Origin of the sequence: Sphingomonas faeni (genome assembly GCF_040407505.1) — a bacterium.
In the GTDB taxonomy this organism is placed as follows: Bacteria; Pseudomonadota; Alphaproteobacteria; order Sphingomonadales; family Sphingomonadaceae; genus Sphingomonas; species Sphingomonas faeni_E.
Window position 1 is genome coordinate 18,425 of the sequence record NZ_JAPZPQ010000004.1, and the last position, 17,817, is coordinate 36,241.

Annotated in this window: 18 protein-coding genes and 1 tRNA gene; 4 read left to right on the forward strand and 15 right to left on the reverse strand. The window is 65.9% G+C overall.

Features of this window, described 5'->3' with window-relative positions; translation table 11 throughout:
* Window positions 1-35: 35 nt before the first annotated feature.
* Both O6X71_RS13190 and O6X71_RS13195 read left to right on the forward strand, forming a co-directional pair.
* Window positions 36-914: an NmrA/HSCARG family protein gene (locus tag O6X71_RS13190; protein ID WP_353466268.1), complete on the forward strand. Its 879-nt coding sequence runs from the start codon at window positions 36-38 to the stop codon at window positions 912-914.
* A gap of 32 nt (window positions 915-946) precedes the next feature.
* Window positions 947-1,330, forward strand: a complete 384-nt coding sequence (locus O6X71_RS13195) for a hypothetical protein (RefSeq protein WP_353466269.1) — start codon at window positions 947-949, stop codon at window positions 1,328-1,330.
* A gap of 189 nt (window positions 1,331-1,519) precedes the next feature.
* Here O6X71_RS13195 and O6X71_RS13200 read toward each other — a convergent pair whose 3' ends face one another.
* Together O6X71_RS13200 and O6X71_RS13205 are read right to left on the reverse strand one after the other, a co-directional pair.
* Window positions 1,520-2,503: a bifunctional helix-turn-helix transcriptional regulator/GNAT family N-acetyltransferase gene (locus O6X71_RS13200; RefSeq protein WP_353466270.1), complete on the reverse strand. Its 984-nt coding sequence runs from the start codon at window positions 2,501-2,503 to the stop codon at window positions 1,520-1,522.
* A 152-nt stretch (window positions 2,504-2,655) separates the two neighbouring features.
* Window positions 2,656-3,345 carry a dihydrofolate reductase family protein gene (locus O6X71_RS13205; RefSeq protein WP_353466271.1) on the reverse strand — a complete coding sequence of 230 codons (690 nt, stop codon included), beginning with the start codon at window positions 3,343-3,345 and terminating at the stop codon, window positions 2,656-2,658.
* A gap of 148 nt (window positions 3,346-3,493) precedes the next feature.
* Between O6X71_RS13205 and O6X71_RS13210 the strand changes: the two genes are divergently transcribed.
* Complete coding sequence (locus O6X71_RS13210; RefSeq protein WP_353466272.1) at window positions 3,494-3,940, forward strand: hypothetical protein; 447 nt, start codon at window positions 3,494-3,496, stop codon at window positions 3,938-3,940.
* Between the two features lie 61 nt (window positions 3,941-4,001).
* Here O6X71_RS13210 and O6X71_RS13215 read toward each other — a convergent pair.
* The 10 genes from O6X71_RS13215 to O6X71_RS13260 form a co-directional block, all read right to left on the reverse strand.
* A tRNA-Arg gene (locus O6X71_RS13215) sits at window positions 4,002-4,078 on the reverse strand.
* 51 nt (window positions 4,079-4,129) lie between these two features.
* Window positions 4,130-4,831, reverse strand: coding sequence for an endonuclease III (gene nth, locus O6X71_RS13220; protein WP_353466273.1), 702 nt, complete (start codon window positions 4,829-4,831; stop codon window positions 4,130-4,132).
* A 4-nt stretch (window positions 4,832-4,835) separates the two neighbouring features.
* On the reverse strand, window positions 4,836-5,606 hold the full coding sequence (dapB, locus tag O6X71_RS13225; protein WP_353466275.1) for a 4-hydroxy-tetrahydrodipicolinate reductase: 771 nt from the start codon (window positions 5,604-5,606) through the stop codon (window positions 4,836-4,838).
* Between the two features lie 93 nt (window positions 5,607-5,699).
* Window positions 5,700-6,464 carry a nucleotidyltransferase family protein gene (locus O6X71_RS13230; RefSeq protein WP_353466276.1) on the reverse strand — a complete coding sequence of 255 codons (765 nt, stop codon included), beginning with the start codon at window positions 6,462-6,464 and terminating at the stop codon, window positions 5,700-5,702.
* Window positions 6,461-7,369 carry a hypothetical protein gene (locus O6X71_RS13235; protein WP_353466277.1) on the reverse strand — a complete coding sequence of 303 codons (909 nt, stop codon included), beginning with the start codon at window positions 7,367-7,369 and terminating at the stop codon, window positions 6,461-6,463. The genes O6X71_RS13230 and O6X71_RS13235 overlap by 4 nt, the downstream gene beginning before the upstream one ends.
* Window positions 7,366-8,373, reverse strand: a complete 1,008-nt coding sequence (locus O6X71_RS13240) for a diacylglycerol/lipid kinase family protein (protein ID WP_353466278.1) — start codon at window positions 8,371-8,373, stop codon at window positions 7,366-7,368. Before O6X71_RS13240 ends, O6X71_RS13235 begins: the two co-directional genes overlap by 4 nt.
* Window positions 8,374-8,542: 169 nt before the next feature.
* The gene (locus O6X71_RS13245; RefSeq protein ID WP_353466279.1) at window positions 8,543-8,992 is read right to left on the reverse strand and encodes a DUF2141 domain-containing protein; all 450 of its coding nucleotides are present in this window, start codon (window positions 8,990-8,992) and stop codon (window positions 8,543-8,545) included.
* Window positions 8,993-9,134: 142 nt separating this feature from the next.
* Window positions 9,135-10,289 carry a CDP-alcohol phosphatidyltransferase family protein gene (locus O6X71_RS13250; protein ID WP_353466280.1) on the reverse strand — a complete coding sequence of 385 codons (1,155 nt, stop codon included), beginning with the start codon at window positions 10,287-10,289 and terminating at the stop codon, window positions 9,135-9,137.
* A gap of 51 nt (window positions 10,290-10,340) precedes the next feature.
* Window positions 10,341-11,456, reverse strand: coding sequence for a hypothetical protein (locus tag O6X71_RS13255; RefSeq protein ID WP_353466281.1), 1,116 nt, complete (start codon window positions 11,454-11,456; stop codon window positions 10,341-10,343).
* Window positions 11,453-12,193: a phosphocholine cytidylyltransferase family protein gene (locus O6X71_RS13260; protein ID WP_353466283.1), complete on the reverse strand. Its 741-nt coding sequence runs from the start codon at window positions 12,191-12,193 to the stop codon at window positions 11,453-11,455. The genes O6X71_RS13255 and O6X71_RS13260 overlap by 4 nt, the downstream gene beginning before the upstream one ends.
* Window positions 12,194-12,300: 107 nt before the next feature.
* Here O6X71_RS13260 and O6X71_RS13265 point away from each other — a divergent pair, with 107 nt between their 5' ends.
* A complete protein-coding gene (locus tag O6X71_RS13265) occupies window positions 12,301-13,380 on the forward strand; it encodes a mechanosensitive ion channel family protein (protein ID WP_435368487.1) in 1,080 nt (359 codons plus the stop codon).
* 132 nt (window positions 13,381-13,512) lie between these two features.
* On the opposite strand, the gene O6X71_RS13270 is transcribed toward O6X71_RS13265, so the two are convergent.
* Genes O6X71_RS13270 through otsB form a run of 3 tightly spaced genes read right to left on the reverse strand, consistent with a single transcriptional unit; the run spans window position 13,513 to window position 17,467 of the window.
* Window positions 13,513-14,901, reverse strand: a complete 1,389-nt coding sequence (locus tag O6X71_RS13270; RefSeq protein ID WP_056060743.1) for an alpha,alpha-trehalose-phosphate synthase (UDP-forming) — start codon at window positions 14,899-14,901, stop codon at window positions 13,513-13,515.
* Complete coding sequence (locus O6X71_RS13275) at window positions 14,898-16,694, reverse strand: glycoside hydrolase family 15 protein (protein ID WP_353466285.1); 1,797 nt, start codon at window positions 16,692-16,694, stop codon at window positions 14,898-14,900. The genes O6X71_RS13270 and O6X71_RS13275 overlap by 4 nt, the downstream gene beginning before the upstream one ends.
* Window positions 16,691-17,467, reverse strand: a complete 777-nt coding sequence (gene otsB, locus O6X71_RS13280; RefSeq protein ID WP_353466286.1) for a trehalose-phosphatase — start codon at window positions 17,465-17,467, stop codon at window positions 16,691-16,693. The genes O6X71_RS13275 and otsB overlap by 4 nt, the downstream gene beginning before the upstream one ends.
* Between the last annotated feature and the right edge of the window lie 350 nt (window positions 17,468-17,817).

Here is a 17,817-nt window from a genome sequence, read left to right on the forward strand (position 1 = left end):
GCGACGAGGTCGTCCGACGATCAAGGAGATGTTCGATGACGATATTGGTAACGGGCAGCACGGGCACCATCGGTACGCAGGTACTGGCTTTTCTCGACGGGCACGGCGCGGACGTCCGCGCGCTGACCCGTATGCCGGAGAATGCGCATTTCCCGGACGGCGTCGTCGCCGTCAAAGGTGATCTTTCGGATATCGACAGCGTACGCGCCGCGCTGAAAGACGTGAGCACGCTGTTCCTGCTCGCGCCCAACGCACCCGATGAACTGACGCAGGCGATGTTGACGTTGGATGCTGCGCGCGCTGCGAGCGTGAAGGGCATCGTCTATCTGTCGGTGTTCAAGGGCGAAGCCTATGCCGACGTACCGCACTTCGCAAGCAAGATGACGGTGGAGCGGATGATCCATGCCTCGGATCTGCCCGTCACGATCCTGCGCCCGGCCTATTTCATGCAGAACGACCTTCGGCTGAAGGACGCGCTGTCCAGTGGCGGCGTGTACGGCATGCCGATCGGCGGCATGGGCATTTCGATGGTCGATATCCGCGATATCGGAGAAGCCGCCGCCAAGGAATTGCTGCGCCGCGAGCAGTCCGACGTATCGCTCCCGCGCGAGACATATGAACTGGTCGGTCCCGACGCTCTCACGGACGAGACGATCACCGCGCTGTGGAGCACGGTGCTGGGGCGGTCGATCGGCTATGTGGGCAACGACCTAGACACCCTCGAACGGCAAATGAAAGCGTTCGGACCGGCGTGGCTTGCCTATGACATGCGGCTGATGATGCACCGCTATCAACAGGATGGTGCGATCGCCACCGACGACGAGATCGCCCGCCTGACGACCCTGCTCGGCCACCCGCCGCGTGCGTATCGCGACTTCGCAAAGGCCACCGCCGCAGCCTGGGCGACAGTCTGACTTCACCACAACCGTTATTATGGAGACGTCCCATGACCAGCATATTGTTCGTCGGCCAGAATCCCGAGACCGTGGACTTTTCGGATCCGTCACTGCCGCCCGGTTTCGACGCCGGCAAGATCAATGCCGGGATCGCCATCGCGGTCGAGAAAATCCGGGAACGCGGATGGCAGGGCGATACCTGCATGATCACGCCCGATGCCGCGGGCAGCGCTATGCTGGAAACGGCGCTGCGCCAGTCCTCGTATGATTGCGTGGTGATCGGTGCCGGCCTGAGGCTACCTCCCAGGAATCTCGGCCTGTTCGAGACCGTGTTGAACCTCGTCCACACCGTCGCACCAAGGGCTGCGATCGCCTTCAACACGCGGCCCGAGGACACGGCCGATGCCGCAGGCCGGCGGCTGCTCGTGCGCTGACGGCCGGTGCCATGGCCGGGCAGGGGGCGTGGAGGAACAAAGCCGCTTTACCGTTCACCCGCCAAATTCGAGACCTGCGCATGCCGAGACTCGCGGCGCGGTTTGGTGTGGCACTGGTTCACGATGGCGGCGGCGACACCAGCGGCGTCGCCATTCCAGCATCGCCTTGTCGACGGCCAAGGCCTTTGTTCATGACGCCGGGCCCGGGCCCGGGCCCGAGCATGTCGGCATGGCGCCGGACGGACGATAGAGCATCGCGACGTTACACCGCGCGTAACGCTTGCCGAACTCCTCCATGATCCCGGCGTCGTGGACGAAGCCGAGCTTCTCATACAGGTGGATCGCCGCCGCGCTTTTGACATTGCTGAGCAGATAGAGGCGGTCACAGCCCAATGCCTCGGCACGTGCGATGATCGCGTGCAGCAGGAATTCGCCGGCCTTCCTGCCACGCGCGCTGTGCAGCACGCCCATCTTGGTCAGTTCGAACTGACGATCGCCGGTTTTCAGCAGCGCGCAGGTGCCGACCATGCCAAGGGTCGGATCCTCGACGAACAGGATGTCGCCGCCCGGCGAGATGATCCGGTCCCGTGGATGTCGAAGCATGTCGATGTCGGTCTGTTCCAGCTGGTACATCGCTTCGATCCATTCGGCATTGATGTGGTAGAAGTCCTCCGCCAGCGCATCGCTGAAACGCCTGATCGCAAGACCGCCGGAGGGGCGTTGATCCAGCGGGCGATCCGCAAGCGCACGCTCGGTCGCGTCGATCAGGTCGAGCAGCGCGGGTGCGTCGCACACTTCGTTCACGGCAGCACGCAGGCGTGGCCACAGCACCGTGGTGGCTAGGTCCATCGCCTCGTCGCCTTTAGCACTGAGTGCCAGCGTCTTGCTGCGCTGATCGCGCACGTCGCGGCTCGTTTCGATGAGCTCCATCTCTACGAGCCGGGTCAGCATCCGGGTCACTGCCGGTTGGCTGATGCCCAGGATCTTGACCGCTTCGCCGACCGTCATCGGGCCTTGGCGATAGAGCGCGGTAAGGAGCGGCATCTGGCTCGGCTGGGTCGGCAGTCCGCAATCAACTGCGATCCGTTCGGCACCCGCCTGCAATCGCTCGGCTAACCTTTTGACACGGCTGCCCAACATGACAGCGCCCTCGATTGCCAACACGTCCTCCATTCTCACTCTCCGCCGCAACCCTATAACACGGTATATACCGTGTTATATTGGAGGGTGAAAGTTATAATCGATATATCGAGGTATCGTTCGCTCGAGGCGTGCCGCATAAGACACGTCCGGCCAGCGTAAGGCGATCGCGTGGCGGCACACACCTACCGAACGTCGTAGGTCAAAAGGACGGTGCCGTGCGGCATTGGCTTCGCACCGCGGAAGGCTAATTTCACCGTGCCGGCCAGACCGTCGGCACCATGCGACACAATGCCTTGCACGCTGTCGCCGCCATCGAGCGCAGGCGCGATCAGCACCTGAAGCTCGTCGACGAGACCGGCTGCGATCATCGATCCGTTGATCCCGCCACCGCCCTCAAGCAGCAACCGACGAATGCCGAAATGCGCTGCCAATGCGTCGAGGGCGGCTGCCAGATCGATCTGTGCAGTATCGGCCACGACGTAGGACACGCCATCTTCCGCAAGCTCCGCTAGATGCGCGTCCGGCACGTTGCTGCCCAGCAGCACGATGACGTGATCGCCGCCGATATCGCCCTTGTCGAAATGCAGCTTGCCCGATCGATCGACCGCGACCGCATAGCTGTCCGCAGTGGCCGCGATGTGGACGGGGCGCGTCACGGGCCCTGCAACGACGGAGGGATGCGCTGAGGCCTTCGACATTTCGGCCATCGTCACCCGCCCCACGAGCCAAGCGTCGGCCGACATCGCGTCGTGCAAACCCTCGTAGACCGCGCTCCACTCCTCGCGCGTCCCGTCGGGACTTTTGGTGTAGCGACTAGGATGCAGACGGCCATCGACCGACGAGATCATCAGGCAGGTCACGTGCGGCTTCATCAGGCGTCCTCTCGCATGGTTCGGGCCGCATCAATCGTTTCGATCGACGCAGCGGTGTCAAAGCGACGCAGCATCCGGTATCGTTCCACCGCGTCGGCAGCGGAGCCGACCGCGCGTCCCCTCAGTGTTGAGGGAAGGATAGTGGACAGTGAGCTTGAGACCGCCACGTGCAGCCGCTGCACGGGTGCCCGAAGGCACGAGGATCGTCGGCATCGAACGCATGTCGCGCGCCTTTACCAAATATCACCTGGACGATGGACGCGCGCTTCATCGGTTCAAGCATCCGGAACCGCACGCCACTCCGCACGATCATCCCTGGTCGTTCGAGACCGAGATACTCGACGGCGGCTATGTCGACGAAGTGTTCCACCTGAACGCGGACGGAAGCTGGCACAGCGAGCATTGTCATCGCGTGCCCGGCGAAACCTACCGCGTCGACGCCAACCACATCCATCGCATCGTCGCTTTGCCGGACGGCGAATGCTGGACGCTCGTCCGCGCCGGCCGCACCGAACGCGAAACCCGCTTCTGGCGCTTCGGCGACAGCGTCCAGTATCGCGCCTGGCACAGCAGGAAATGGCTTGGCTCGGGTTGACCCATTCGGATTTCACGACGTCCGCGGTAAGGGGACGGTAAACCGTAATTTGGGAAAGTCATGGTGCACCCGACTGGATTCGAACCAGTGGCCTCTGCCTTCGGAGGGCAGCGCTCTATCCAGCTGAGCTACGGGTGCCGGATGGTCCGCCTAGCAAAGCAAACCGGGGTGCGCCAGACGTTTTCGCGATCAGGCCTCGCCGGTTGCCGGATCGATGTCCAACTCCGGTGCCGGACTCGCGAGCGATCTACCCTTAGGCGGCGACGTCTTGGGTTTGTACGCGCAAAGATCGCTGACGATGCAGCGCCAGCATTCCGGGGTCCGCGCCTTGCAGACGTAGCGGCCGTGCAGGATCAGCCAGTGATGAGCATGCAGGCGGAACGGTTGCGGGGTCGCCTTGTCGAGCTTCAGTTCGACCGCGAGCGGGGTCTTGCCGCGGGCGAGGCCGGTACGGTTGCCGACGCGGAAGATATGCGTGTCGACAGCGAACGTCTCCGCACCGAACGCGACGTTGAGGACCACATTCGCGGTCTTGCGACCCACGCCGGGCAGGCGTTCGAGTGCGGCGCGGTCGTTGGGCACCTCGCCGCCATAGTCGTCGATCAGCATCTGCGAGAGCGCGATGACGTTCTTCGCCTTGGTGTTGTAGAGCCCGATCGTCTTGATGTGGCGCTTCAGCTCGTCGATGCCGAGCGCGACCATCTTCTCGGGCGTATCGACCTCGCGGAACAGCGCGCGCGTCGCCTTGTTCACGCCGACGTCGGTCGCCTGCGCCGACAAGGCGACCGCGACGACCAGCGTGTACGGATTGACGAATTCCAGCTCGGTCACGGGGTGCGGATCGGCTTCCGCCAAACGCGCGTAGAACTCGATGACGTCGGCCTTCTTCACGCCCTTAAAGCCCGAGCACGTCTCCCATCCGGTAGCGTCCGGCGGGCTGTCCCGCGAGCCAGATCGCCGCACGCACCGCACCGCGCGCGAAAATCGAGCGATCGTCGCCGCGGTGGTTGAGTTCGATCCGCTCGCCTTCGCCCGCGAAGATCACGCTGTGGTCGCCGATCACCGATCCGCCGCGCAGTGACGCAAAACCGATCGTGCCTTCGGTCCGCGCGCCGACGAGCCCCGCGCGGCTGTCGACGCGGAGTTCGGCGAGCGTCGTGCCGCGGCCCTTGGCGGCGGCGTCGCCGAGCAGCAGCGCGGTCCCCGACGGCGCGTCGACCTTGTGCTTGTGGTGCATCTCGACGATCTCGACGTCCCAGTCGGACCCGAGCCGCGCGGCGGCCTCGCGGACGAGAATGCCGAGCAGGGTGACGCCGAGCGAGGTGTTGCCGGTCTGGAGGATCGCGATGTCCTTCGCCGCGTCGTCGATCATCGACTGGTGCTGCGGCGACAGGCCGGTCGTGCCGATGACGATAGCGGTACCAGCGGCGCGCGCGGCGGCGAGATGCGCCTCGACCGCCGAGGGCGTCGAGAAATCGACCAACACGTCGGCGATCCGGGCGAGCGGGTTCGGGTCCTCGCGCGCATCGACGCCGCCGGCGAGCGATGCGCCGGCCGCTTCGATCGCCTCGACGATCGCGCGGCCCATGCGTCCTGCGCTACCATAAATGCCGATCGAGGTCGTCGTGATGGCGGATGGGGCGGGTTGGGGCGCGAGCGTTTGCATGCGCGGCGCTTTGCACCAACCCGGCCCTTGGGGACAGGGGCGAACGGCAGGCCGAGTTATTTCTTCGCGGAATTGGCGCAGGCGGTTGGCGGCTCAAGCCTTTTCGACGAGCGTCCGGACCAGGTCGAGATCGGCGGGCTTGTCGACGTCGACCGCGGCCAGGCCGAATGGGCTGGCGACGGCGGCTGCGTCGAGGCCGGCGAGGCGACCGAGATGCGCGATCGCCGCGACCAGCGTCAGGCGGCCCGACAGATACCGAATCAACGTGCCGATCCCGAGCCGGCGGACGATCCGCCACGGCCGCTTGCGGTCCGCCTCGACCTGGGCCCAGAGATCGAGTGCGGCGACCGAGCGCGGCGTTGCGAAGTAGAACAGGTTGCACCCCGACCACGCGCCGTCGGCAAAGCGCAGATAAGTGCGGCGCGTGCCCGGCGCAGCGGCTTCGATGACGTCCTGACGTGCGAGCAGGGCGCCGACATCGGCCTGTGCGGGGACGTCGGCGAGGAAACGCGTGACCCATTCGGGCTGCAGCAGCGCGTGGTCGGCGGTCGTGACCAGCAGGGGGGCGCCGAGCGCTTCGATGCCGTCGCGGACGCTGCGGCTGGGACCGGATGCCGCGTCGAGCACGATGAGGCCGAGCGCGGTTGCCGCTGCACGGACCGCGTCGTCGGAGACCGATACCGCGATCGTACGCGCGCCGGCTTCCCGCAAAGCCTCGGCGACGCGGGCCAGCAACGTCTCGCCGTCGAGCACGATCAGCGCCTTGTGCGACACGCCCGCATAGGTCGCGACCGGATCGACGCCGCCGCGCGAGCCGGCGAGGATCAGCGCGTTGAAGCCGCGACCATCCGCGCTCATACCGTCTTCGGCCCGGTTTGCGCGCGCGCCCGCCAGACTCGCCAGAACACGCCCGGCGCGGCCAGGATCGGGTGCTTTTCGCGCCACGGGGTCAGCGGCACCGCGACGCCGGTATGCCGCTCGACCTTCCACACGCCGTAGCGTGCGGCCCCTTCGAAGGTGAACGCCGCCCGGATCAGCCGTGCGACGTTGAGCGGCTTGCCCGCACGTCGGCGACGGCCCCACGCACGCAGCAACGCGTTCCGTCGCGCTGCCGACAGATCGGGTTTCAGCATGCCCGCCTCGTCGCGATAGGCGATCCCGTCGGCGGTCCAGGCGAGCGGCAGGAGTTCGGCGTAGCGACCCGGATCGAAGCCGAGGATCTGGCCCTCGCGGCCCTTGCGCTCGACGCGGAGTTCGGCGGCATAGGTCTGGCGGAACAGCGCCCGCCAATAATCGTCGGCGGTACCGGTCTGGGGGCCGAGCGCGGCGGCAAAGCGCGCGGCGGACTTCGCCGCATCGCCGATCGCCACGGCGACCTTCGACGCGGTTGCCGGATCACGGACCCAGACGAGCGCGGAGGGTTGGACGAAGCGCGTCCAGATCGTCGTGTCGAGCGTCTGCGCGGCGGCGGCCTTCGCAAACGTCGCCAGCCGCATCGTCGCGATCTTCGCGCGTAGCGTCTCGCCGTGCAGGTCGAACTCGCGGTAGCTGACGGTCGGCCAAAGCCCGCGCTCGGGCGGGCCGGCGGTCAGCACGTAGAAATCCAGCACTCCCTCGGTCTCGCCGGTGCGCAGGTTCGAGCCGTAGAACAGTACCGCCGCAGTCTCGGGCGCTTCCCCTGCAAGTATCGCCGCGACGTCACGGACGGCGGCGATGGTCGGGACGTGCAACTGGCGGCGGACGACGTCGCCGAGCGTGATCACGGGACGACGAAACGCAGCGCGCGTGCCTCGCGGATGGTCAGGTCGCCACCGGGATAGACTTCGCCGTCGAGGATGAAGCCCGAGTCCATCGACAGGTCGAAGCTCGGCGAATCGATCCGGTGATACCCCGCACGATCGAGCCACGCGGCCGGCGATCCGGCGACGATCAGCGGCGTCGCGGCGGCGAGCCAGCGCGGCGGCGCATCGACCAGCAAGGTCTTCAGTCCGGCGCGCGGCACGCCGAAAGGTCGTATCCCGATCGGCATCCGCTTCAGCGTCGACGCGAGAAGGATATAGCGGGCGCGATCGCTTTCGGCATTCCTGCCTGCGGCATGGACGCCCTCGTCACCGCGGGACTGGAAGCGGATCCGCATCCGGTTGCCCGCGCGCCACGAACTGTTCGCACCACCGAACAAGGTCTGGAGGATCGCCCAGCACAGCGCCAACCCGACCGCAACGCCGTTGAACGCTCCTGCGCGGTGGGTGCGCTGCGCGAGCGCAGTGGCGTCGACGAACGCGCCCGCGCCCAGCAGGAAGCCGTGCAGGCGCATGCCGGTGTCCTTGCGGACGACCTCGATCGGATGGCGGATCTTGACGTTCCCGTCGCGCGCCGCGCTGAGCGCCTGATCGAGCGTCCAGTCATCGGGAATACCGAGATCGAGCGCCAGCGCGTTGGTCTTGCCCGACGGCACGATCGCCACGCGGGGGGCTGCACCGGTCCATACGCGTGCAGCGGCGGTCATCACGTCGCGGATCGTGCCGTCGCCGCCGTCGATTACCAGCAACTCGATGCCGTGCCGCGCGAAATCGGTCAGCACTTCGGCGAGTTCGGCCTGCGTGCGCGGGGTCACGGCCAGCACGGTACCCGACAGGAACGGCTTGGTCGCTTCGACGCTGCTACGATTGCGGTGGCTTTTCGGGTTGCAGATGATGCCGGTACGGATCTTCGCCGCCGCATCGCGCGGACTCACGCCGGCCTGTTCGGGGTCGGTCGAATCGATCATGCCCTCGGGCCGCCAGACCGGCAGGGCCGGCGGCGAAAGAGGGTGCCCGCCAAAGGCATGAAAGTTCGAAACAGCATCAGCCACGATATAGGATACCTATCACGGCGCATAACCGCTACAAATTTGTGTCAGGAAGATTTCCATTCCGCTGCGACCAGCAGATTTCGGATCACCGGCGGTACCGCATTTTCATCCGCACGATCGTTCCCGTTGCCGGCAACGCGGTACGGACCGCTTCGAAAGACGGCAGCCCGATCGAGGTCGGCGCATCGTTGGAAAAGCCGAAGCCTTCCTTCGGCGCGAACAGCGTCCGGTTGAAATCATGGTCGCTATTCTCATCGTGATACTGCGCGATCGCGTAATGTCCGGGCTTCAGCCAGAAGCACGCATGCGGGCTTGCTGCGGACACGCGCGCGCGTGCCAGCTTGCCGCCCTTTGCCAAGAACCGTTTCTTATCATCGGGATAGAGTGTGAAGGCCACTTCGCCGACAGCGTTGTGCATCGCCGTCGCCTCGACGATCAGCTTTGCGTTGCCGTTACCGGGCACGCCTTCGCACGCCTCGGAAGCTTGCGCCGAGACGGGCATCAGCAGTGCCGCCGCGCCCAAGCTCAAAGACATTACACTCTTCATGATAGGGCTTAGGCGCGAAAAAGATGGCCGAAGCACGGCGCGCACATGACATTTGCGACGCGAACGAGGCGTTCGTCGCGAGGTTACGTCCTATCGTCTATCGAATGCGCCTTACGCGGGACGACATGTCTTATGCGAGCCAGCTTACCAGCGTTTCGCCCCTGGCCTTGCGGGCAATAGCCTGCACCAACCGCACGCTATGGACCACCAGCGAGATCGCGGTCCATGCGGCCACCCCGATGATTCCCCAGTCCGGTCGCGTCACCAGCAATCCTGCGAACAGGATCACCATGTTCGGATTGCGTCGCGCGGTGATCAACCGGAACCAGCTGTCGAACCGCTTCCAGACATGGATGTGCATCCCGAACCGAACGATGAACGCCCCCTCGATCAGGCGTTGCGCGACGTAGCCGAACAGCATCGTACCGATCACGACCCAGAACATGCCGTCTTCGAGCGGCCGGCCGTAAGGTGCACACCCCGCCGCCCAGGCCCACCACCAGAAGGGGGGATGCACAAGGTCAACGCCGTGATCCCACGCGTTCCCCAGCTTGGACGCGGTAATCGTGCACCGGGCCAGTTTCCCGTCGACGGTGTCCAGCACCATGAAGACCAGGCCCGTGGCGAGCCCGGTCCAGAACCAGCCATGCCAGAACGCGACCGTCGCGACGATGCACAGGACCGATCCCAGCGCGGTCACCTGGTTCGGCGTGATCCCGGCGCGCGCGCAGAGCCGCGTGATCGCCAGCGCCCATTCCGGCCACAGATATTTGGTCAGCAGGTCGGTGACGCCCTTATACGCACCGACATAGCTCGCGCGCTCGATCGCCGGGACTGCGGCGGGGGTGAGCAACTCGGCGAACGGCTTTTCCCGTTTACGCAGCGCTTCGTTGAGAATACCCTCTTCCGCCTCTGCGGCGATGACGGTCAGCCCGGTCACCAACGGCGCCTCGCCGAGCATCGCGGCAATCATGCGCGCGCGTTCGTCGCTATCACGGACATGCGCGAGAACGGGGACGCCGGTACGCGTGACGACCGTGCCGGGCCGCGTCTTCAGATACGCGACCCACATCGGATCGAATGCATAGGCAAGATTGGCCAGGATCGCCGGGCCGGCGTCGCTCTTATGCCCGTCGTTCTTGTCGCCGCCGTCCGTATCGCCATCGTCCGTATAGGTTGTCAGGCCTTGCGCGACGCCGATCCGGCGGACGCGTTCGGTATTGGTCATGCCCCATAACAAGGTGGCATTGCTTCTGACGGAGACGAGTGCTGGCGTGTCGTGCATGGGGTGCCGATAGCCGATTGCGGACGAATTGCGAACGCCGCCGTAGACCGGTCAGCGTCGCAGGGCTGCGATCACCTCGCGAGCGGCACGTTCCGGGGCACGGCCGGACACGTCGCCCAAGGCCTCGTCGACGAACCGGACTTGAAACGCGGTATAGTCGGGATGCACCATCGGCGCGCGCTCGATCGCGGGAAGCAGGGCGGCAAGCGACTCCACGACCTCTCCCGCGTCCCACATCGCGTAGGATGCGTCGCCCTTCCAGTCTGCGTCGAGCGCGTTCAGGAACACGCAGGGTCGCGGTCGCATCAGATATTCGACGACCTGGCTCGACGTATCGCCGAGATACAGGTCCGCGGCGGCGGTATAGCTGCCGTCGACCATCGCGAAGCTGTCGAGATCGGCATGGATTCCGCTGCGCCCCTCAAGGCTGGCGACGAACGCGGGCAACGCCGGCGCACGCTCGACGAGACGCTGGTGCGGTGCGAAGATCAGGTTGAAGCGGCCGTCCGCCAGAATGCGCTCGACAACTTCCGGCCCCCAGCGCCACCAGGACGACCGGTGCGCCTGCCAGTGCGGGTTATACAGGATCACCGGCTTGGCATCCGCGAACAACCGGGCGTGCGGGGTCCGCTGGCGAAAGGCGGCCTTCACATACCCCGTCGTGACGATCCGCGCGGGATCGTCGCCGCCCGCGATCAGCGCACCGCGGTCGCGTTCGGCGGCGACCAGCGTCCGCCATCCCGCGCGCCGTCGCCAATGCCCGCGCGCCATCATCGATCCCGCACCGTGGAAGGTGTCGATGAACCGCGTCCGCAACGGCAGTATCGCCGGCAGCCACAGGCTCGTCTGTTCGGCGCAGACGACCACCGCGGTCCGCGCGAGATACGGCGCGAGGCGGATCAGCATCGGCAGCTTGGCGGGCAGGGGGGGATTGCGACCGTCGGCATAGCCGGCAAGGCTGCGGAAGCCGGGCGCCCGCCGGATGCGGACCGTCGTTATCCCCGCATCGCGAACCCAGGCGCCCAGCAGCGTCTCGTGCATCGACGTGCTCACCCAGAGGTCGATCGGCAGGTCCGGCTCGACCGCGACCAGCGCCTCGACGATCGGATAGAGATGCGGGATCAGCAGCGTCTCGCCGAGAAACAGGAACGCGACCTTCTGAGTCATGATCCTGGAAAACTCTCCGCAGGCGCGTCATGGTCGTGCTGCCACAGCGCGATGTCTTCCGGGCGGTCGATCTCCTGCCAGCGGACATTCCCTGCGATCCGCACCGTGCGGACGCCGACGGTCTCCGCGACGCGCCGGACGACAGCGTGATGATAAGCGTGGATGCCGTCCTCTTCACCGATCACCGCGCGCAACGCCTCGGCATAGGCGCCGCCGCCGGTCGAGACGATCAGGCCGAGCGACCGATCGGTGGCCTGGTGCCCGACCAGATGCTTGCCGACCGCCACGACAGCGTCGCCGTTCGCCTCGACCAGCATATCGTCGAGCCCCGGCGTCACCAGCGGCTCGATGACCAGCTTCACGCCGGATGCTCCATCGGCAAGCGCCGCGCGCAAAATGGCCGCATCGAACAGTGTGTCGCCGTTCATCAGCGCGAACGGCGCTTCCAGATATCCGCGTGCCGCCCAGACGCTGCCAATGCTGTTGGCGATTCCCCAGAACGGATTGAACACGAGCTCAGAGGGTACGCCACCGTCGCGCGCCGCCAGATGCGCCGCAACCTGCTCGATCCGGTAGCCGCCGACGATCACCGCTCCCTCGAACCCGGCCTCTGCCACCGCGTCGAGCTGATGATCCAAGATCGCACGACCACCGACCTGCACGAGGCATTTCGGCGTCGTCAGCGTCAACGGCAGCAGTCGTGATCCGTGACCGGCAGCAAGGATGATGGCCTTCATGGTCGCGGACTTACGCACGAAGTGTGGCAGGAAAAAAGCTGCTACGTATCGTGCGATCATGCTGCACTGCAGCGGAACTCGCATGCCCACCCGGCCGTTGCGCTCAAATGCGCATGTTCAGATCGCTCCACATACCCCCCGAATGGGTCTGGCTGGAGAGCGTCGCCGTCGTCTCGGCGGCCGTCCTCGTCGCGCTGGTCGCGCATTGGCTGACGATGCGGATCGGCGGCCATGCACAGCGGCGCTCGACCGCCAAGACCGACGGCCTCGTCCTCGCCCGCGTGCGCCGCCCGTTGCGCGCGGTATTCGTCTCGGTCGCAGTCGCGTTCGTCGCGCGAATCCTGCCGATGGACAACGACATCGAGGATCTGTGGAAGCAGTTGCTCGGCTTCCTCGTCCCAGCACTGCTCGGCTGGCTCGCGGTCGCGGCGCTGCGCGCGTTTCAGGACGTCATCGAGATCCGCGCCGACATCTCGGTCGAGGACAATCTTCGCGCCCGCCGGAAACGCACGCGCGCGGCGATCCTCGGGCGGATAGGCACGTTCTTCATCATCTTCGTCAGCGTCTGCCTGATGCTGCTCAGCGTCCCCGGCATCCGCTCGATCGGCGTCACGCTGATGGCGTCGGCGGGTATCGCCGGCCTCGTCGTCGGTGCCGCCGCGCAGCCCGCGCTGAAGAACCTGATCGCCGGCGTGCAGATGGCGTTCACCGAGCCGATCCGGATCGACGACGTGCTGATCGTCGACGGCGAATGGGGGCGCGTCGAGCAGATCAACCTGACCTTCGTGGTCATCAAGATCTGGGACGAACGCCGCCTCGTCGTGCCTGTGTCGAAGTTCCTCGAACAGAGCTTCCAGAACTGGACGCGCGAGACCAGCCAGTTGATGGGCTCGGTGTTCTGGTATCTCGATCCGTCCGCCGACGTGCCGCGGCTGCGTGAGAAACTGGGCGAGATCGTCACGTCCAACCCGCGCTGGGACAAGCGGTTCTACAATCTCCAGGTGACCGACGTGAAGACCGACTGCATCGAGCTGCGCGGGTTGATGACCGCGAAGGATGCCGCGATCGCGTTCGACCTGCGCTGCGACGTGCGGGAAGCGTTGCTGAAGTATATCCGCGAGGAAATGCCTGAGGCTATCCCGAGAAACCGCCTGCTGATGGCGCCGGACCCGGTGGCGCGCCCCTAGACGAATCCTCCCCCGCCAGGGGGAGGTGGCGCCGAAGGCGACGGAGGGGGAGGCACGCGCCACGTACGTTCCGTGTCCTCCCCCTCCGTCTAGCAAGTGCCAGCCACCTCCCCCTGGCGGGGGAGGATTGAATTACGCCTCGACGTGCTCCGGCACTGCCTCGAGCGCAGTGATGAACAGCTCGCACCACCACATCACGTCCTCCTTCCGGACGTTGTCGATCAGCTTCTCCCACCGCGCTTTCCGTTCGGCGAGAGGCATCTTTAGCGCCCGGTCGATCGCGTCGGACATTTCCTCCGGACTGTACGGATTGACCAGCACCGCGTCCTTCAACTGCGTCGCTGCGCCCGCAAAGTGCGACAGCACCAGCACGCCCGGATCCTCAGGGTCCTGCGCCGCGACATATTCCTTCGCAACCAGGTTCATCCCGTCGCGCAACGGCGTCACCAGCCCGACGCGAGCCGCGCGATAAATCCCCGCCAGCACATCGCGCGGGAACCCCTGGTTGACGTAACGGATCGGCGTCCAGTCGATGTCCGAATATTCGCCGTTGATCCGCCCCGACATCGAATCGAGGTTCGCGCGGATCTCCTGATACGTGTCGACCTTCTCGCGCGAAGGCGGCGCGATCTGGAGCATGTAGACCAGGCCCCGCCGATCCGGGTGCGACCCCAAGAACCGCTCATACCCAGCGAACCGCTCGGCGAGACCCTTCGAATAATCGAGCCGGTCGACCCCGACGATCAGGCTGCGCCCGGTCGCCGACATGTACATCCGCTCCTTGGCATGCCGCGCCGCGTCGCTGTTCGCCGACTTCTCGAAGTCCGCGGTCTCGATCCCGATCGGTGTCGTGATCGCCTTGATCGTGCGGTCGCCGACCGTCACCCAGCCATCCTCGCCGACCACGCCGTCGAGCTGGCTCGTCACGTAATGCAGGAAGCTGTCGAGCCAGTCCTGCGTCTGGAAGCCGATCACGTCGTACGCGAACATCGATTCGACCAGCGCACGGTGGCTCGGCAGCGACAGCAGCATCGCCATCGGCGGCCACGGGATGTGGAGGAAGAACCCGATCTTGTTCTCGACGCCGAGCTTGCGGAGTTCCTGGCCAAGCGGGACGTGGTGGTAATCGTGGACCCACACCAGATCCTCGGGCTCGATCAACGGCAGCACCGTCTCCGCGAACCGCTTGTTGACGCGAGCATAGCCGCTGGAGAAATCGCGCTCGAACTCGGTCAGGTCGATCCGGTAGTGGAACAGCGGCCACAAGGTCCGGTTCGCATACCCATTATAATATTCGTCGAAATCCTGCTCTTCGAGGTCGATCGTCGCGGTGGTGACGCCCTTGCCCTGCTGGAAATTGATATGTCCGGTGAAGGTCTCGGTGGTCGATCCCGACCAGCCGAACCACACCCCGCCCTTTTCGCGGAGTGCCGCGAGCAACGCGACCGCGAGGCCGCCCTGGTTGCCCGAAGGCGCATCGACCGACTGGACGCGGTTCGAGATGACGACGAGGCGGCTCATCGGACAGCGCTCCACGGCTTGCTGAGCAGGACCGCGCAGTTGATCAACCCCACCAGCGAATAGGTTTGCGGATAATTGCCCCACAGTTCGCCGGTATTCGGATCGATATCCTCCGACAGCAGCCCGGCGGGCGTCCGCCGTGCGACCATCTCGCAGAACAGCGCGCGGGCGTCGGCGGTCCGGCCGGTCGCATGCAGCGCCTCGATCAGCCAGAAGGTGCAGACGTTGAACGCGGTGTGCGGCAGGCCGAAATCATCCTCGGTCGCATAGCGCAGCATGTGGCTCCCGCGCCGCAGACCCTCCTCGACCGCCTTCAGCGTCGACTGGAAGCGCGGATCGTCGGGCGCGAAGAAACGCAGGTCGAGCAGCTGGATCAGGCTCGCATCGAGATCGTCGCCACCGAACGTCGCCGAGATACGCTGCGTATCCTCGCGCCACGCCGATTGCTCGATCGTCGTGCGGATCGTGGTCGCACGCTCTTCCCAAAACGTCCGGCGATCTTCGAGCCCGAGAACCTCCGCCGCATTGGCCAACCGGTCGCACGCCGCCCAGCACATCGCCGCCGAATAGGTGTGGACATGCGCCTTCGTGCGCAGCTCCCACAGCCCTGCGTCGGGCTTGTCGTACGTCTCCCACGCGCGGTCGCCGACCAGTTCGAGGCTCTTGAAGTCCTCCTCGCTCGACATCCGGAACAGGCGCTTGTCGAAGAACGCCTGGACGTCGGACAGGATGATCTGGCCGTATGCGTCGTGCTGGATCTGCTCGTACGCCTGGTTGCCAACGCGGACCGGGCCCATCCCGCGATAGCCGGGCAGGTCGCTCTCGATCCGCTCGATCAGCGTCGCCTCGCCGCCGACCCCGTAGAGTGGCTGGACGTGCCCCCCCTTCGACGCATCGACGATGTTGCGCAGATATTCGAGATACCCCTCGAGTACGTCGAGCGCACCCAGCCGGTTGAGCGCCTGCACCGTATAATAGGCATCGCGGATCCAGCAGTAGCGATAGTCCCAGTTCCGCTCCGACCCCTCATGCTCGGGGATCGAGGTGGTGAGCGCGGCGACGATCGCGCCGGTTTCCTCGTGCTGGCACAGCTTCAGCGTGATCGCCGCGCGGATGACGACGTCCTGCCATTCGACCGGCGTCGCGAGCCCGCGCACCCAGTGGCGCCACTCGTCCTTGGTCCGCGACAGCATCGCTTCGGCCGCCTCGTGCAGCACGCCCGCGAAACTCTCGTCGGGGCCGAGGAACAGGTGCATCTGGCGCTCGAGCCGGAACCAGTTCTCGCCGACGATATGCCCGACCGGCGCATCGGTGGTCAGCCGCAGCGTCTGGTCGTCCATCAGGAAGCGGATGTGGTTCGAACCCTGCGTGTGCTCGGTCGGCTTCCCCCAGTTCGTCGCGACCCGCATCCTAACGCGAATGCGCGGCGAGCCCGCGACCGGCTTGACGATCCGCACGAAGCTGGTCGGGCGATAGGTCCGCCCCTCCCGCACGAAGCGGGGGCAGAAATCGATCACCTCGACCGCGTTGCCAGCCTCGTCCTCATGCCGTGTCACCAGGATCGGCGTGTTGCGGATATAGGCCTGCGTGGTTTTCGCACCGCCCTCGAGTTCGATCGCCCAGAATCCGGTCTTGGGCGCATCGCCACCGAGCAGCGCGCAGAACGCGGGGTCGCCGTCGACGCGGGGCACGCAGCCCCAGACGAACGTGCCGGTCTTGTCGATCAGCGCGGAGACCTGGCAATTGCCGATCGGCCACAAGTTCATGTCGGCTTTTTGGGTAGGTGCGGTCATCGTGTTTCCAACATGGGTGTTTCCAATATGGCAGCAATCCAGTCGCGAAGTGCGGCAACGTCGTCCAGGCGGTAGGTGGCGGCGGTAGGCCGTTGCTCGCCGATCAGCACGCCCGCCCCGCCAAGGTCGCGCGCGGCCTCGAACCCGTCCTCGTCGGTGACGTCGTCGCCGAAGAAATACGGCACGCTGCCCACCATTGCCGGGGCATCGATCAGTTTGCGGAGCGCGGCGCCCTTGTCGCCGGGGGTGCGCAACTCGACCATCATCTTGCCGCGCTGAAGTGTGAGGCCGTGGGCGGCGGCGAGATCCTCGGCGAGGCGGACGGCGGCGGATTCGAAGTCCGGCGCCATCCGGTAATGCAGGCCGGCGCCGAGGCTCTTGGCTTCGTAGACGAGTCCGTTGGCGTCGGCGAAGTCGCGAAAGGCGTCGGCGGCGGCTTCGAGCGAGGCGGGGCGCTCAGCGGCAACATGGCCGTCGTCGGGCGTACGCGTTTCGGCCCCGTGGCTGCCCGCGACCGCGAACAGATGTGCGTGGCGCCCGAGCATCGCGTCGAGCTGCGCGATCGACCGCCCGCTGATGATCGCGACGCGACCGGGGAAACGCTCGGCGAGCGTATCGAGCGTATCGAGCAGCATCTGGCTCACCACGACCGCATCCGGCGTGGCGGCAAGGTCGACGAGCGTCCCGTCGAAATCGAAGAACAGGCTCACGGCGTCAGGCACGGCAAGGGGCGGCGCGAGGACATCAGTCGCGGGCTGGCGTTCGGCTAGCATCATCCCTGAACCCCTAGCGCCACCGCTCCGTTCCGCTGCACTGCAAAATTGGAACGGGTGCGGTTTGATTCTTGGGGGGTGGGAGGGGGGGGCTTCACACCTGCACCACCACCCCGGCGAAGGCCGGGGCCCAATTGGAAAGGCAGTTGTAATAGCCCGCAGTCATTTATTAGCCCGGTCCGCCCAATTGGGCCCCGGCCTTCGCCGGGGGGGGGGTAGCGGATGCGGCCCTCACACGCCTCCGTCATGCCGGGCTCGTTCCGGCATCCACCGTTCCGCATCCTCAGGACCCAGAGAGAATGCGGAACGGTGGACTCCGGAACAGGTCCGGGGTGACGGAAGCGCCAGCA

Bases quoted from the DNA above. Each gene is read 5' to 3' on its own strand.
- O6X71_RS13190 (WP_353466268.1), top strand. From the start codon at position 36: ATGACGATATTGGTAACGGGCAGCACGGGCACCATCGGTACGCAGGTA.
- O6X71_RS13195 (WP_353466269.1), top strand. From the start codon at position 947: ATGACCAGCATATTGTTCGTCGGCCAGAATCCCGAGACCGTGGACTTT.
- O6X71_RS13200 (WP_353466270.1), bottom strand. From the start codon at position 2,503: ATGGAGGACGTGTTGGCAATCGAGGGCGCTGTCATGTTGGGCAGCCGT.
- O6X71_RS13205 (WP_353466271.1), bottom strand. From the start codon at position 3,345: ATGAAGCCGCACGTGACCTGCCTGATGATCTCGTCGGTCGATGGCCGT.
- dapB (WP_353466275.1), bottom strand. From the start codon at position 5,606: ATGCAAACGCTCGCGCCCCAACCCGCCCCATCCGCCATCACGACGACC.
- O6X71_RS13230 (WP_353466276.1), bottom strand. From the start codon at position 6,464: ATGAGCGCGGATGGTCGCGGCTTCAACGCGCTGATCCTCGCCGGCTCG.
- O6X71_RS13240 (WP_353466278.1), bottom strand. From the start codon at position 8,373: ATGATCGATTCGACCGACCCCGAACAGGCCGGCGTGAGTCCGCGCGAT.
- O6X71_RS13245 (WP_353466279.1), bottom strand. From the start codon at position 8,992: ATGTCTTTGAGCTTGGGCGCGGCGGCACTGCTGATGCCCGTCTCGGCG.
- O6X71_RS13250 (WP_353466280.1), bottom strand. From the start codon at position 10,289: ATGCACGACACGCCAGCACTCGTCTCCGTCAGAAGCAATGCCACCTTG.
- O6X71_RS13255 (WP_353466281.1), bottom strand. From the start codon at position 11,456: ATGACTCAGAAGGTCGCGTTCCTGTTTCTCGGCGAGACGCTGCTGATC.
- O6X71_RS13260 (WP_353466283.1), bottom strand. From the start codon at position 12,193: ATGAAGGCCATCATCCTTGCTGCCGGTCACGGATCACGACTGCTGCCG.
- O6X71_RS13265 (WP_435368487.1), top strand. From the start codon at position 12,301: ATGCGCATGTTCAGATCGCTCCACATACCCCCCGAATGGGTCTGGCTG.
- O6X71_RS13270 (WP_056060743.1), bottom strand. From the start codon at position 14,901: ATGAGCCGCCTCGTCGTCATCTCGAACCGCGTCCAGTCGGTCGATGCG.
- O6X71_RS13275 (WP_353466285.1), bottom strand. From the start codon at position 16,694: ATGACCGCACCTACCCAAAAAGCCGACATGAACTTGTGGCCGATCGGC.
- otsB (WP_353466286.1), bottom strand. From the start codon at position 17,467: ATGCTAGCCGAACGCCAGCCCGCGACTGATGTCCTCGCGCCGCCCCTT.